We start from the raw sequence: 15,308 nt of genomic DNA, 5'->3' as shown, positions 1-15,308 counted from the left end.
TTAGCAATGCTGCGGCTATGGGCTACCAAGCATCAGCAGCAGATGGGGGTACTGCGTACGGGATGCGGTCCCGTGCGCAAGGCACGAATTCAGTCGCATTGGGACGTTCAGCGTCTGTTGTTGAAACTGCCACGGACAGTGTAGCTATAGGTTACAGCTCGGTAGCTGATGCAGCGGGCACGGTTTCGGTCGGCAACGCCACCACCCAGCGCCGCATCGTCAACATGGCCGCCGGTACCGCCGGTACCGATGCCGTCAACCTCAACCAGCTGGCCCCTGTCGTGGCCGGACTGGGCGGTGGTGCCAGCATCAACCCGACCACCGGCGCCGTCACCGGCCCGAGCTACAACATCGGCGGCGCAGCGCGCACCAACCTGGGCGATGCACTGACCAACCTCGATGGCCGTACCACTGCCAACAACGCCGCCATCGGTGACCTGGCCGACCAGCTGGCCGGCAGTGGCCTGGTGGACGACGAGGGCAACGCCATTGCCGCGGTGACCTATGGCCGCAATGCCGATGGCAGCACCAACTACAGCCGTGTCACCTTCGGTGATGCCAGCGGCAGCGCGCCGGTACAGCTGAAGAACGTGGCCGCCGGTACCGACGGCACCGACGCGGTCAACCTGGACCAGATGAACACCGCCATTGCCAGCGTCGCCCCGGCAGAGAATCCCTACTTCGCGGGCAATGGCCCGACCGCCAACCCGGCGCGTGCCACCAGCCTGAATTCGGTGGCCCTGGGCGCCGGTTCGCTGGCCAACGGTGCCAACACCGTTTCGGTGGGCAATTCGGATACCGGCCTGCGTCGCCGCATTACCAATGTCGGCGACGGCACCGCGCGTACCGACGCCGCCACCGTGGGCCAGCTCAATGATCTGGTGGGCGGCGCGACCCTGAGCACCCAGCAGGCGCTGGACGACGTCAACACCAAGATCTCCTCGCTGAGCAGCGTTGGAACAATGGCGGCGGTGGATGATGCCTACGTGAAGGTCGATGCACCGGCGGGCTCGGAATCGGCCGTTGTGGGTGCCGACACCTACGGTGTGGCCATCGGCGTGGGCGCCACCGCGACCGGCAGCCTGTCGGCCGCCTTCGGTGCCGCTTCGGAAGCCACTGGCACGCAGGCGCTGGCACTGGGCGCTGACGCCAAGGCGACCGCCGATGGCACGCTGGCCATGGGTTCCTCGCAGGCCTCGGCGGTCAATGCAGTTGCACTGGGCAACGGCACCGTGGCCTCTGGTAACAATGCAGTGGCCTCGGGCTTCAATGCCAATGCCACCGGCACCAATGCCGTTGCCTTCGGCAACACATCGCAGGCACGCTCGGAAAATGCCGTTGCCATCGGCTCGACCGCCAGCGTCGCGGCGGCTGCGACCAATGCTGTGGCGCTGGGCCGTGGCGCCAGCGTTGCTGCAGCGGGCGTGGGCTCGGTCGCCCTGGGCGCCGGTTCGGTCGCCGATCGCGGCAATGCCGTTTCGGTGGGCAGCGCCACGCAGGGTCGCCAGATCATCAACGTGGCAGCGGGTACTGCAGACAACGATGCGGTGAACCTGAGCCAGCTGCGCACCTATGTGGCCGACAACGGCGGCAACCCGCTGGCGGTGGCCTACGCAGATGACGACAAGGATACCGTCAACCTGGCCGGTGCCGACGGCACCACCATCCGCAACGTGGCCGCTGGCGCCGTCAACGCGACCAGCACCGACGCCATCAATGGCGCCCAGCTGCATGCCAATGCGACTTCGGTGGCGGCTGGCCTGGGCGGCGGCTCGACCGTGGCTGCCGACGGCACTGTTACCGCTCCGTCGTACAACGTCGGCGGCGCGGCGCACACCAACGTGGGCGATGCACTGACCAACCTGGATGGCCGTACCAATGCCAACAACACCGCCATCGGTGACCTGGCCGACCAGCTGGCCGGCAGTGGCCTGGTGGACGACGACGGCGATACCCTCGCCGCCGTGACCTACGACAAGAATGGCGACGGCACCCCGAACCGTGCCTCGGTGACCTTGGGCGAAGCCGGCACCGCCGTGCGTGTGAGCAACGTGGCCGCTGGTGCGGTCAACGCGACCAGCACCGACGCCATCAATGGCGCCCAGCTGCACGCCAATGCGACTTCGGTGGCGGCTGGCCTGGGCGGCGGCTCGACCGTGGCTGCCGACGGCACTGTTACCGCTCCGTCGTACAACGTCGGCGGCGCAGCGCACACCAACGTGGGCGATGCGCTGACCAACCTGGATGGCCGTACCAATGCCAACAACACCGCCATCGGTGACCTGGCCGACCAGCTGGCCGGCAGTGGCCTGGTGGACGACGACGGCGATACCCTCGCCGCCGTGACCTACGACAAGAATGGCGACGGCACCCCGAACCGTGCCTCGGTGACCTTGGGCGAAGCCGGCACCGCCGTGCGTGTGAGCAACGTGGCCGCTGGTGCGGTCAACGCGACCAGCACCGACGCCATCAATGGCGCCCAGCTGCATGCCAATGCGACTTCGGTGGCGGCTGGCCTGGGCGGCGGCTCGACCGTGGCTGCCGACGGCACTGTTACCGCTCCGTCGTACAACGTCGGCGGCGCGGCGCACACCAACGTGGGCGATGCACTGACCAACCTGGATGGCCGTACCAATGCCAACAACACCGCCATCGGTGACCTGGCCGACCAGCTGGCCGGCAGTGGCCTGGTGGACGACGACGGCGATACCCTCGCCGCCGTGACCTACGACAAGAATGCCGACGGCACCCCGAACCGTGCCTCGGTGACCTTGGGCGAAGCCGGCACCGCCGTGCGTGTGAGCAACGTGGCCGCCGGTGCCGTCAACGCGACCAGCACCGACGCCATCAATGGCGCCCAGCTGCACGCCAATGCGACTTCGGTGGCGGCTGGCCTGGGCGGTGGCTCGACCGTGGCTGCCGACGGCACTGTTACCGCTCCGTCGTACAACGTCGGCGGCGCAGCGCACACCAACGTGGGCGATGCACTGACCAACCTGGATGGCCGTACCAATGCCAACAACACCGCCATCGGTGACCTGGCCGACCAGCTGGCCGGCAGTGGCCTGGTGGACGACGACGGCGATACCCTCGCCGCCGTGACCTACGACAAGAATGCCGACGGCACTCCGAACTTCGGCTCGGTGACCCTGGGCAATGGCGGCGGTGCGGTTCGCCTGCGGAACGTGGCGAACGGCGTGGATGCCACCGACGCGGTGAACGTGAGCCAGCTGACTGCGGCCACCGCCAACCCGTTCTTCGCCGGTCGCGGTGCGGGCACGGCGGCCACGGCCACCGGCCTGGGTTCTGTGGCGCTGGGCATCAACTCGGTAGCCAACCAGGCGAACACGGTTTCGCTGGGTAATGCGACCCTGGTTCGCCGCATCACCAACATGGCTGACGGCCAGGCGCGTACCGACGGTGCCACCGTCGGCCAGGTCAACGATCTGGTCAGCGGCGTGGAGAGCAGCACTGCCGGCGCCCTGGCGGATGTCAACAACCGTATCTCGGCCCTGAGCAGCGCCGGCACCATGGCGGCGGTGGACGACACCTACGTCAAGGTTGACGCCCCGGCCGGCTCGGACGCGGCGGAAGTGGCTGCCAACAGCTACGGCGTGGCCGTGGGCGTGGGTTCCAAGGCTACGGGCAGCATGTCCGCCGCCATCGGTGCCTCTTCCGAAGCCAGCGGCACCCAAGCCCTGGCGCTGGGTGCGGACTCCAAGGCGACCGCCGATGGCGCGCTGGCCATGGGTGTTGCACAGGCCTCGGGCACCAATGCGGTCGCCCTCGGCAATGGCACGGTGGCTGCGGGCAGCAACGCGGTGGCCAGCGGCTTCAACGCCAACGCTACCGGCACCAACGCAGTGGCCTTGGGCAACACCTCGCAGGCCCTGTCCGACAACGCCATTGCCATCGGTGCAACGGCGAATGTCGCTGCAGCGGCAACCAACTCGGTCGCGTTCGGCCGTGGCGCATCCGTCACCGCTGCTGGTGTGAACTCGGTGGCCCTGGGTGCCGGTTCGCTGGCAGACCGTACCAACGTCGTCTCGGTGGGTACCAGCACGCAGCAGCGCCAGATCATCAACGTTGCCCAAGGCACCGCCGATACCGACGCGGTGAACTATGGCCAGCTGCGCAGCTATGTGGCTGACAACGGTGGTGGCGGTGGCGCCAACCCGCTGGCCGTGGCGTACGCCGATGCCGGCAAGGGTGCCCTGAACCTGGAAGGCGCCGACGGCACCACCATCAGCAACGTGAAGGCCGGTGATGTCAGTGCCACCAGCACCGACGCCATCAACGGCTCGCAGCTGCACGGCACTGCTGAATCGGTGGCAGCCGCCATTGGCGGTGGTTCGGTGGTCAACGCCGACGGTACCGTGTCGGCACCGACCTTCACCATCGGTGGTGACAGCTATTCCAGCATCGGCGACACCTTCAACGCGGTGGATACCTCGCTGACCGATCTGGATGGCCGCGTGACCGGCAACTCCACCAGCATCACCAACATCAACCAGCAGCTGCAGGACCTGAACGCGGGCAGTGCCGGCATCGTCACCTTCGACGAACCTAACGGCACCGTGAACGTGGCCTCCGCGCTGGGTGGCAACACGGTGAACCTGGCTGGCACCGACGGTGCCCGCAAGCTGGTGGGCGTGGCCGACGGCGAAGTGGCGGCGGGCAGCAATGACGCCGTCAACGGCTCGCAGCTGCACGGCACTGCTGAATCGGTGGCAGCCGCCATTGGCGGTGGTTCGGTGGTCAACGCCGACGGTACCGTGTCGGCACCGACCTTCACCATCGGTGGTGACAGCTACTCCAGCATCGGCGACACCTTCAACGCGGTGGATACCTCGCTGACCGATCTGGATGGCCGCGTGACCGGCAACTCCACCAGCATCACCAACATCAACCAGCAGCTGCAGGACCTGAACGCGGGCAGTGCCGGCATCGTCACCTTCGACGAACCGACCAGCACCGTGAACGTGGCCTCCGCGCTGGGTGGCAACACGGTGAACCTGGCTGGCACCGACGGTGCCCGCAAGCTGGTGGGCGTGGCCGACGGCGAAGTGGCGGCGGGCAGCAATGACGCCGTCAACGGCTCGCAGCTGTCGGAAACCAACGACCGCGTGGCTTCGACGGAATCCTCCATCGTCAACATTGATGGCCGCCTGACCACCACCGAAGGCAATGTGACCAACCTGAGCACCGTGGTGAACAACCTGTCCAACGGTACGGCTGGTCTGGTCACCATCGACCCGACCACCAGCAACGTGCAGGTGGCTGCCGCGCAGGGTGGCACCGTGGTCGACGTGACCGGTACCGACGGCGCACGTCGCCTCAGCGGTGTGGCCAACGGTACCGACGACCATGACGTGGTGACCATCGCCCAGCTGCGTGCAGCCGGTGCGATCGATCCGGTCAGCGGCCAGACGCTGAGCGTGCTGACCTATGACGGTGTGGACCTGGCCCGCGCTACCCTGGGCGGTACCCACGGTACCGTGATCGGCAACCTGGCCAACGGCCTGATCGGCGCTGGCAGCATGGAAGCGGTCAACGGTGGCCAGCTGTTCCAGATGAACGCGAACTGGGAAGCGAAGTGGACCGCGCTCGACGGCCGTGTCGGCGTCATCGAGGCCGGCAACGGCGGTGGCAACGGCGGCGGCAGCGGCGGCGGTGGCAGCGGCATTGTGGCCCCGGGTGCCGGCGAAGGCTCGGTGGAGATCGGCGGCGGCAAGGCCGACGGTGATCGCTCGGTGGCCATCGGTGATGGTTCCTCGGCCACGGGCAGCGATTCGGTTGCCATTGGCAGCGGTTCGGTGGCGGCTGGCGACAGGGAAGTGTCGGTGGGCGCGCCGGGTGCGGAGCGTCGCATCACCAACGTGGCCGCCGGTGTTGAGCGCACCGATGCGGTGAACCTGGGTCAGATGAACGACCGCTTCGAACAGGAACGTGAATGGAGCAACAGCCGCTTCCAGGCCGTGGACAAGCGCATTGATCGCATGGGTGCAATCAGCGCGGCCTACGCCGGCATGGCGATCAATACCGCGGGCCTGAGCGGTGACAACCGCTTGGGTGCCGGTATCGGTTCGCAGAACGGCCGCAGCGCACTGGCGGTGGGCTACCAGCGCATCCTGGGCGAGAAGAAGAACGTTTCGGTCTCGCTGGGTGGTGCGTTCAGTGGCAGCGACCAGAGCGTGTCTGCAGGTGCCGGCTTCAGCTGGTAACCAGGCGAAGGGAGTTGCGGGCGGCTGAGCCGCCCGCAGTAACTAGGCCCGCAACCGCAAGGTTGCGGGCTTTTTTTTGCTCAACGGAAGGTCTGAACAAAGACATCGTTTCCTCGCTGCTGCCCTACCCGGCCAGCGTAAACACCGAGCCCGAGTCGACCCGGATGTTGGCCCCGTTGATGAAGCTGGCGCGCTCGGAGCACAGCAACAGCACGGCGGCGGCAACCTCTTCCGGCCGGCCGCGGCGCTTGAGCACCATGCCGGGACGCTCTTCGTCCAGGAAGCTGCGCACGGCCTCGTCGAAGGACACGCCCTTTTCCTTGGCGCGCTTGTGCATCATCGCGTCGGTCATCGGCGTATGGATGAAGGCCGGTGACACGGTATTGATCATCACGTTGTCCTTGCCGTACTGCTTGGACAGTCCCTTGGCCAGGCTCAGCACGCCCGCCTTGGAGGCGCAGTACGGCAGTTCGTCGGTATAGGGCTGGACGGCATCTTCGGAGGCGAACAGCACGATCCGCCCCCAGCCCTTTGCGCGCATCGCGGGAATGGCCTGGCGGCACATTCGCACGGCGCCCATCAGGTTGATGTCCAGCGTGCGCAGCCAGCCCGCATCGTCCACATCAAGAAAATCGCCGGTGGCACCGGTGACGCCGGCCGCGTTGACGTAGATGTCCGGGTCGCCCAGCCTGCTGCGCACCGTGGCCCAGATCCGCTCGACATCGTTGGCATCGGTGACATCACCGGCAACGGCCATCACCTCACCCAGCGGCGCCAGCTCCTGCAGGGCCTCATCAAGCGTGCCTTCAGCCACGTCGGTGATCGCAACGCGCACGCCCGCCTGCAGCAGTTCGCGTGCGCTTTGTTTGCCCATGCCTGAATCAGCGCCGCTGACCAGCGCAATGCGCCCTTCTATTCCGAGATCCATGATGTGTCCTTGTTGGGGGAGGAAGTGGTGCCCCGTGGCGGCCGCGACTGCAGGAAGCGCTCGGCCGTGCGCAGGCCCAGCGCCATCTGGGTCAGCGCCGGATTGGCGGCCAGCGCGCTGGGGAAGATGGAGTTGTCGCAGATGTAGAGATTGGGGATGTCGAAGCTGCGCCCGTCGGCGTCCACCACGGCCGTGCCCGCCGAATCGCCCATGCGGCAGGTACCCAAGGTGTGTGCCGAGCGCGCGGCGGCGAAGATGCCGGTCGCACCTGCCGCTTCCCAGATGCGGCTCAACTGGGCCTGCGCGTGCGCGTCCAGCGCCTTCTCGTTGGGTCCATAACTGAAGTCGACCCGTGCACGGCGCATGCCGAATGCATCCTGTTCATCGCTGAGGGTCAACCGGTTCCCATCCTGCGGCAGGCACTCGCCGTTGATGCCGATACCGGCCAGGTGCCGGTAGGAGGACAGGGCATCCACCAGCGGCTGGCCCCACAGTCCTGCGCCGCGGGCAAAGGTGTTGGCCAGTGTCGCCGGCTGCACGCCCAGGCTCTGCACCAGGTAGCCGCCAACGAAAGAGGCGTCCTGCGGGCGAACGAAATCCTCCGTGATGAGCGAGGACGGGTAGCCGCGGTTCATGCACATGTCCGCGTCGAACGACCCCCACACCTGGGTGGCCACGTGGGCCATGAAGTTGCGCCCGACCTGGCCGCTGCTGTTGGCCAGCCCCAGGTTGAGCAGCAGGCGCGGTGTCTCCACGCCGCCTGCGCACAGGAAAGCGGCCGAGCACTTGACCCGGTGCAGGCGATGCTCGCGCTGGTAGACCACCGCGCTGATGCGGCCAAGGGTGTCGCGCTCGAGGTCCACGACCCGGCTTTCATCGCGCACGGTGGCGCCGTGTGCCCTCGCCCACGGCAACCAGGAGGTATCCGTGCTGGCCTTGGCGCCATTGCTGCAGCCCTGATGGCACGCACCACAATTGTTGCAGGGGTGGCGCAGGCCCCAGTGCGCCTGCTGCCGGGCCTGGCTGACCAGCGCGGCCGGTGCATCGGTGGCGCGCACGCCCAGCGCGTTGCAACCGCGCTGCATGGCCTGCGCCGAGGCATTGCGCGGCACGGGCGGGTAGCCGTACTGGCGGGCCGTGTCCCATGGGTAGTGCGCCGGGCCGGATACGCCGATGAACGCCTCGACCCGTTGTATGTAAGCCAGCAACTCTGCTGCTGCGATGGGCCAATCTGCACCCTGCCCTGTCAGCGAGCGCAGGCGCAGGTCGCGCGGGTCCGGCCGTGGACAGAACGCGCCCCAGTGCAGCGTGGACCCGCCCACACCCTGGCCGGAATTGTTGGCGCCGAAGGCGGTAGGGGTCTGGCCGCCACTGAGGCGCTCCTCCATCCAGTAGATGTCGGTGGCCAGTTCATCGGCAAGGTGATCATCCGGGCTGAAGGTGCGGCCCGCTTCCAGCACCAGCACCGACACCCCTGCCTCCGCCAGGCGGGCTGCTAGGGGCGCGCCACCGGCGCCGCTGCCGATGATGACCGCATCGACCGCGCGGACCTGCTCAGCACCGCTCAGCATCGGAGTTGCCACGCATCGATCGTGCCCGCTTCGGTGTGCGCGTAGCCTTGACTGTGCGCACCCTTGCCGCCGACGGCAAAACCGTCGTAGCCGATGCTGGCCCAGGTGGAGGGAAGGCTCATCCATGTCCTGGCAAACAGCGCCCGCGCATCTTCGAACCACTGGGCCCACTGCACCGGATTCAAGGTGCCGCCCGGCGGCGCAATGGCACTCTGCCGTTGCACCTGGTCAAGCAGGGCGTGCTGCGCGGCAGCGTCCAGCGTGGTGAATCCATTGGCGGCGGCATCCAGTTGATCCAGCGCCTGTGCCCATGCGTCCGCATCGGCGGGCAGGTCGGCAAAACGCCAGCCATCGCTTTCCTGGTCCGCCAGCGCGTGGCCGACGCGCAGCGCCAGGTCGTCGGCATCGGCGCCGGGCACAAGACGCGCCGCCAGGGCAGTGAGCACGGCCAGATGGCGAGCGGGCAGCGCCGATTCCTGCAGCGGCAGCGGCGTGGCATGGCGGGCCAGCAAGCGGGCTCGCATGCGCGGGGCGACGCGCTCGGCGTCCAACAGTTGGACGAACGCTGCTGGCAACGCGGACGCAGCCAGCGGCAGTCCCCACGCCGCGATGCGCTGGGCAAGCCAGTCGGGCTGCTCGAGCGGAATCAGATGCGCGGCGCCTGGCACGACGTCGACCGACGCGTGCAGATAGTGCGGTGCGTTCAGTGCGCGTTGCCCCGCCTCGCCGAGGTCGCCGTCCTCGGCGCCGGCGACTATCAGCGCCGGCACGCTCAGATGTGCGGCCTGGTGCTGGCGATGCTCGCGGCTGCCGCGCTCCAGCCAGGCACGCCAAGCGATGGGATCGGTTCGCAGCACATCCACGATGGCCACTTCGCGGGCAGCCCCGGCAAGCGGACGGTGCGTGTTGGCGTCGATGAATTCTTCAGCATGGGCTCGGGTAGGCGCGCCCGTCGCGAACCAGTCCAGCATCTTCGCGCGTCGCGCCTCCTGCATGGGTTCCGGGCACGGTGGCGATGCCGCCACCAGCACCACGCCGCTAAGCCCTGCCAGCCCCTGCACGCCGTCGCGACTGCGGGCGGCAAGCAGCGTGGCGATCTTGCCGCCCATGCTGTGGCCGATGGCGAACCAGCAGGTAGGTGCACGCGCGGTCACTTCCTGCTGGAACCAGTCCACCAGGGCATCGATATCCGTCGCGTTGCCGGTGGCAGTGCCGCCAAAGCCAGGAATATCCAGCGCGACACACTCGAATTGCTCGCCCAGGGTGCGCTGCACGGCACTCCATTCACGATGACTGGCGCCGAGGCTGTGCAGGAGGAAAAGAACGGGACGTTGCATGAAAACCTCGTCGTGTAGCGAGGCGAGCATGGTCGCCGGCGTGTCCACGCCGCGTGCAAACAGGTGTCAACGCAGCGCAGTGATCACATGGCGTTGAGCCCTGCCTCACCCTGCCTGCGCGTGCAGCTGTCTAGCTTCATTGCACCCCACGTCTGGACATCCACCATGTGCTTCCCCCGTGCTGTTTCGGCAGCCATGCACGCTTGCCGGAAGGTGCGTTGATGTCGACGCTGCCCGAGGCCACTCATCCCGCTGGCACCGCATACCGCGAAGCGCCGATTGCCATTGACCGCAGGCAGGACGGCGCGCTGCCGATCGAACAGTACTCGGCGCTGGGCGAAGGGCGCTCGGTTGCATTGACCGGCTGCGACGGTTCCATCGACTGGTGGTGTGCGCCGAACATGGACAGCCCGCCGTTGTTTGATCGCCTGCTGGATGCCACCAACGGTGGCTACTTCAGTATTGCGCCCACCGAGCCCTGCACCGTCGAACGGCGCTACCGAGCGGAGAGCAACGTGCTGGAAACCGTGTTCACCACGGCATCAGGCCGTGCGTCGCTGACCGAATCGCTGAACAGCGGCAACGCCGGGCGACTGCCGTGGTGCGAGCTGGCGCGGCGCATCGAGGGCCTGGAGGGCGACGTGCGTTTTGCCGTGCGGATGTGCCCCGGCACGCGTGCGCAATCGGCCAGCCCCTACTGCTCCTCCATCGGCGAACACGTGGTCTTCCATGTACAGCGGCTGCTGGGCGTGATGATCCATCATCCGGCGCTGCAGCTGCAGTGGACCGACGAAGGCGCAAGCGGTGAATGCACTGTTCGCGCCGATGAGCGCGTGACCGTGGCGCTGGTGGTAGGCGAGGATGAGCCGCTGGTGGCACCGTCAGTGGAGGAAGTGGATGACCGCATTGACCTGACCGACCGTGAATGGAAAGCGTGGGCCCGCAACGTGTCCTACGATGGGTGGGACCGCGCCACGTTCGTTCGCAGCACACTGGCGCTCAAGCTGCTGCTGTACTCGCCCTCCGGTGCCATTGCCGCAGCTGCTACCACCTCGCTGCCCGAGCGCATCGGCGGCTACAAGAATTTCGATTATCGCTATGCGTGGGTGCGCGACGCCGGATACACCATCCAGGCGTTCCTCGCCGCAGGCCTGGAAGCAGAATCCAAGGCGGCCTTTACCTGGCTGCTGCGCCAGCTGCGCCGTCATGGCCCGAAGGTGGTCTTTACCCTGGATGGCGAGAAGGTGGATCCGGTGCAGGAACTGCCGATGCATGGCTACCGCAATTCGCAGCCGGTGGTGAAGGGAAATCTTGCCGGCGACCAGCACCAGCACGGTATCTACGGTGACATCTTCGAGACCGCATTCTGCTTCGTGGCCGCGGGCAACATCCTGGATGGCGCCAGCGCAGAGCTGCTTTCCCGGATCGCGGACCTGTGCGCTGACCACTGGCGCGCGAAAGATTCCGGTATCTGGGAGCTGCCGGAGCTGGAGCATTACACGATGTCCAAGATCAGCTGCTGGCAGGCGCTGGCGCGGGCGGTCGAGTTGGCCGACCAGGGCCAGCTGCCGACCACCTGCCGTGACCGCTGGCAGCGCGAACGTGACCGCATCAGTGAATGGATCGAAACCAACTGCTGGTCCGACTCCCTGCAGGCCTACGAAATGTATCCCGGCAGCGGCAGGCTGGACGCAGCGCTGGCGTTGGCCGTGCGCTTCCGCTTCGACGGCAGGGACCGCCTGCTGGCCACCCTGCGTGCCATCGACCACGAGCTGGGCCAGTCGGGCTTCCATTACCGCTACTCGGGCATGGCCGAGGAGGAAGGCTGCTTCATCGCCTGCTCCTACTGGATGGCCGAGGCCTACGCACGACTGGGCTTCGTCGCGGACGCGCGCGAGCGCGTGGACGCGTTGAACGGCGCCCTCGGCCGCTGCCAGGGCGTGCTCAGCGAAATGGTAGACCCCGCCACGCGCCACTACCTCGGCAATACCCCGCAAGGTTTGAGCCATCTGGCCCAGGTGATGGCCATGGCCACCATTGCAGACGCCTTGGGCTGCCCATGAGCCGCCTACTCTCCCCCCGCTCCACAACAAGGATCGACAATGAATGATCGCCTGAAAATGCAGGACCCGCGCAGCCAGTACCCGCAGCCGCCCTTCCCCGCCCAGCCGCAGCCGGTGCCGGGCAAGGCCGCGGCGATGGACCCGGTGCCGGACCACGGTGAAACGAGCTACCAGGGCTCGGGCAAGCTGAGCGGACGCCGCGCACTGATCACCGGCGCCGACAGCGGCATCGGCCGGGCAGCCGCCATTGCCTACGCCCGCGAGGGTGCTGATGTGGCCCTGTCCTACCTGCCGTCCGAAGCGTCCGATGCAGAGGAAGTCTTTGCCCTGATCGAAGCCGAGGGCCGCAAGGCGCTGGCACTGCCGGGTGACATCACCGATCCGGAATGGTGCAGGACGATGGTGGAGCGCACGGTGGAAGCACTCGGCGGCCTGGACATCCTGGTGGTCAATGCGGCCCGCCAGCAGTACCGCGACAGCATCGCCGAGCTGAGCGCGGAGGACTTCGACAGGACGATGAAGACCAACCTCTACGCCATGCACTGGATCTGCCAGGCGGCCGTTCCGCACCTGCCGCCGGGTGCGGCGGTCATCACTACCGCCTCGGTGCAGGCCTATGACCCCTCCGCCATCCTGCTCGACTACGCCACCACCAAGGCCGGCATCGTGGCCTATACCAAGGCGCTGTCGGCGCAGCTTGTGGAGAAAGGCATTCGTGCCAACGTGGTGGCGCCCGGCCCGTTCTGGACGGCGTTGCAGCCGTCCGGCGGCCAGCCGAACGATGCGGTGACGAAGTTCGGCACGCAGGTACCGATGAAGCGCCCGGGGCAGCCGGTGGAAATCGCGCCGGTCTACGTGCTGCTGGCCAGCCAGGAAGGCAGCTACCTGACCGGTGAAGTCTTCGGCGTGACCGGTGGTGCGGGCATCGCCTGACCGACGGCATTGGCGCAGGTGGATGCCTGCGCCAAACGTTCCGGAGCCCGCGCTCGGTGCGCGCGCTCCGGGCGTGAGCGCTTATTCCGCCCGCGCCCGCAGCATCGCCATCAGCCGCTGCGCGATGCCGGCACGCACGTCCTCGTCGATCCTGCCGTTGTACATGCCCTCGTATACCCATAGTCCATCGGCCGCCAGCCGTGCGATGAAGTTGTCCCAGACCGCCGGATCGGTTTCGCCCGAACGCGGTGGCGGCGGTGCCCAGCGCGCCATGGCTTCGCTCCAGGGGGCGACATCGCTGTCGGGCTGTACCGATTCCAGCATGAAGATCAGCTCGGCGCGGGTCGCGCTGTGAGCCGATACGCGCATGTAGGCCGCATGTCGTTCGACGGCGCTGGCCTGCCCCGCAGGCACGTCGAGCAGTTGCTGCATGGACGCTTCCCATGCCTGCACCAGGTGTTCGTCGATGCCGCGCAGCAAGGCCTCGCGCGAGGGAAAGTGGTACAGCAACCCGCCGCGCGTCAGGCCTGATTCGCTGGACACCGATTCGAAGGTCACCGCACGCACGCCATCGCGGTTGATGACCCGCACCGCGGCGTCGAGGATCTTCGTTTTATTGCTGGTTCTCATGCGTTCAATGTACGGCAATCGGTGCGCCGACGCGGCCACCGCGCACGCCGCGCAGCAGCAACGCAGTGATCAGCGCGCCGATCGCCAGGGCCGCCGCAACCACTCCCAGCACCAGCTGGTAACCGCGGTCGTAGGCGGCATGTACGTCACCCAGCCAGCCAGGCGCGCCATTGCCGGCCAGCTGCAGTGCCTGGCCGATGCCTTCGCGCGCGACGGCCGGCAACGCGGCGTCAGCCGGCAGGAAGGCGCTGTACAGCGCAGCCGCCAGGCTGCCGAGGATCGCCACGGCCAGCAGGCCACCAAACTCGTAGGCCACCTCTTCCACCGACGAGGCCATGCCGGCGCGGTCGGCGGGCGCATTGCCGATGATGGCGGTGGACGCTACGGAGATGGTCGCGCCCATCCCCACGCCGGTCAGCGCCATGCCGGCGATGACCCAACCCAGCCCATGCGGGAAACCCAGCGCAACGACCGTCACGCCCACCGCACCACACGCCAGCCCGCCGCTGATCAGCGGACGCAGTCCAACCCGATGCAGGAAGCTGCCGCCCAGCAGCGCACTGGGCAGGCTGCCCATCGCCGCGACGGACACCAGCAGGCCCGCCTGCAGTGGACTGAAGCCGGCCACCAGCTGGAAGCGCTGGGTGGTCACCAGTTGCAGGCCCGCCAGCGCGAACAAGGTGAACACCGCCGCCAGCGTACCGGACAGGAAGGCCGGGTTACGGAAGATGGCGAAGTCCAGCAAGGGATACGGCAGCACGCGCTGGCGGCGTACGAAAGCGGCAGCGGCGATCAGCGCCACGGTGGTGGCAATGGCGGCCGTGGCCCACGCAGGCGGTGCGGCAATCACGGATTTGATGCCCAGCACCAGGCCTGACAGCGCCCCCAGCGCCAGCAACGAAGACAGCAGGTCCCAGCGCCGGCTGGAATCCGGCACGCCTTTCGGCGCCAGCACGAGCGTGGCGATGAACGCAAGCACGACCACCGGCACGTTGACCAGGAACACCGAGCCCCACCAGAAGCGCGCCAGCAACAGTCCGCCGATGATCGGGCCGAGCGCGGCACCGATGATGGCCACCGAACCCCAGATGGCGATGGCGATGTTGCGTTCGCGTTCTTCGTGGAAGGTCAGCCCGATCAGCGCCAGCGTCGCCGGCATCATCGCAGCGGCGCCCACGGCCAGCGCCGCGCGCGCGGCGATCAACTGGCCTGCGGACTGCGCGAAGGCCGCTGCCAGCGAGGCCGCGCCGAAGGCAAGCAGGCCGATCAGGAACATGCGGCGGTGGCCAATCCGATCGCCCAGGGTGCCGGCCCCGAGCAGCAGTCCGGCCATCACCAGCGGATAGGCATTGATGATCCACAGCTGCTGGCTGTCGCTGGCGGCCAGTTCACTGGCCAGCGTCGGCAGCGCGGTGTACAGCACCGAATTGTCCAGGGTGACCAGCAGCAGGCCGGCGGCCACGGTGAACAGCAGGCTCCAGCGGCGCGCGGGCGACAGCGCGGACGTGGCGGGGGCGGAAGCGGTCAGCGACATGGGTGATCAACAGGATTGCGTCGGGATGTGAACACTATACCGGATGTCCTGTACATTTATGACACATCTGGCACGTGGCCGTTCACGT

General features: G+C 67.5%; 7 protein-coding genes and 1 pseudogene. 3 read left to right on the top strand and 5 right to left on the bottom strand.

Features of this window, described 5'->3' with window-relative positions; translation table 11 throughout:
• The first annotated feature begins 224 nt into the window (after positions 1 to 224).
• Entirely contained in the window at positions 225 to 6,224 is a 6,000-nt protein-coding gene (locus tag QE373_RS08525; protein ID WP_309685472.1) for a YadA-like family protein, read from the top strand.
• A gap of 124 nt (positions 6,225 to 6,348) precedes the next feature.
• Here the strand turns inward: QE373_RS08525 and QE373_RS08520 are convergent, their stop codons facing one another.
• The 3 genes and pseudogenes from QE373_RS08520 to QE373_RS08510 form a co-directional block, all read right to left on the bottom strand.
• The gene (locus QE373_RS08520) at positions 6,349 to 7,152 is read right to left on the bottom strand and encodes an SDR family oxidoreductase (protein WP_309685470.1); all 804 of its coding nucleotides are present in this window, start codon (positions 7,150 to 7,152) and stop codon (positions 6,349 to 6,351) included.
• A gap of 50 nt (positions 7,153 to 7,202) precedes the next feature.
• Positions 7,203 to 8,723 (bottom strand): annotated as a pseudogene (locus QE373_RS08515) (GMC family oxidoreductase); the annotation flags it as partial.
• The gene (locus QE373_RS08510; protein WP_309689662.1) at positions 8,717 to 10,060 is read right to left on the bottom strand and encodes an alpha/beta fold hydrolase; all 1,344 of its coding nucleotides are present in this window, start codon (positions 10,058 to 10,060) and stop codon (positions 8,717 to 8,719) included. The gene QE373_RS08510 and the pseudogene QE373_RS08515, both read right to left, overlap by 7 nt.
• A gap of 221 nt (positions 10,061 to 10,281) precedes the next feature.
• On the opposite strand from QE373_RS08510, the gene QE373_RS08505 reads away from it, so the two are divergent.
• Positions 10,282 to 12,123 (top strand): glycoside hydrolase family 15 protein, encoded by a 1,842-nt coding sequence (locus QE373_RS08505; RefSeq protein WP_309685469.1) that lies wholly within the window; start codon positions 10,282 to 10,284, stop codon positions 12,121 to 12,123.
• A gap of 39 nt (positions 12,124 to 12,162) precedes the next feature.
• Entirely contained in the window at positions 12,163 to 13,056 is an 894-nt protein-coding gene (locus tag QE373_RS08500) for an SDR family oxidoreductase (RefSeq protein WP_309685467.1), read from the top strand.
• A gap of 81 nt (positions 13,057 to 13,137) precedes the next feature.
• On the opposite strand, the gene QE373_RS08495 is transcribed toward QE373_RS08500, so the two are convergent.
• Together QE373_RS08495 and QE373_RS08490 are read right to left on the bottom strand one after the other, a co-directional pair.
• Complete coding sequence (locus tag QE373_RS08495) at positions 13,138 to 13,686, bottom strand: TetR/AcrR family transcriptional regulator (protein WP_309685465.1); 549 nt, start codon at positions 13,684 to 13,686, stop codon at positions 13,138 to 13,140.
• Between the two features lie 4 nt (positions 13,687 to 13,690).
• Positions 13,691 to 15,220, bottom strand: a complete 1,530-nt coding sequence (locus tag QE373_RS08490; protein WP_309685463.1) for an MFS transporter — start codon at positions 15,218 to 15,220, stop codon at positions 13,691 to 13,693.
• Positions 15,221 to 15,308: the final 88 nt, after the last annotated feature.

It is taken from the genome of Stenotrophomonas sp. SORGH_AS_0321 (assembly GCF_031453215.1).
GTDB lineage: Bacteria > Pseudomonadota > Gammaproteobacteria > Xanthomonadales > Xanthomonadaceae > Stenotrophomonas > Stenotrophomonas chelatiphaga.
Note: the sequence above shows the minus strand (reverse complement) of the source record. Positions and strands in the feature narration are given on the sequence as shown.

Coding starts and splice junctions, on each gene's coding strand:
- QE373_RS08500 (WP_309685467.1), top strand. CDS start 12,163: ATGAATGATCGCCTGAAAATGCAGGACCCGCGCAGCCAGTACCCGCAG.
- QE373_RS08520 (WP_309685470.1), bottom strand. CDS start 7,152: ATGGATCTCGGAATAGAAGGGCGCATTGCGCTGGTCAGCGGCGCTGAT.
- QE373_RS08490 (WP_309685463.1), bottom strand. CDS start 15,220: ATGTCGCTGACCGCTTCCGCCCCCGCCACGTCCGCGCTGTCGCCCGCG.
- QE373_RS08525 (WP_309685472.1), top strand. CDS start 225: ATGGCCGCCGGTACCGCCGGTACCGATGCCGTCAACCTCAACCAGCTG.
- QE373_RS08495 (WP_309685465.1), bottom strand. CDS start 13,686: ATGAGAACCAGCAATAAAACGAAGATCCTCGACGCCGCGGTGCGGGTC.
- QE373_RS08505 (WP_309685469.1), top strand. CDS start 10,282: ATGTCGACGCTGCCCGAGGCCACTCATCCCGCTGGCACCGCATACCGC.
- QE373_RS08510 (WP_309689662.1), bottom strand. CDS start 10,060: ATGCAACGTCCCGTTCTTTTCCTCCTGCACAGCCTCGGCGCCAGTCAT.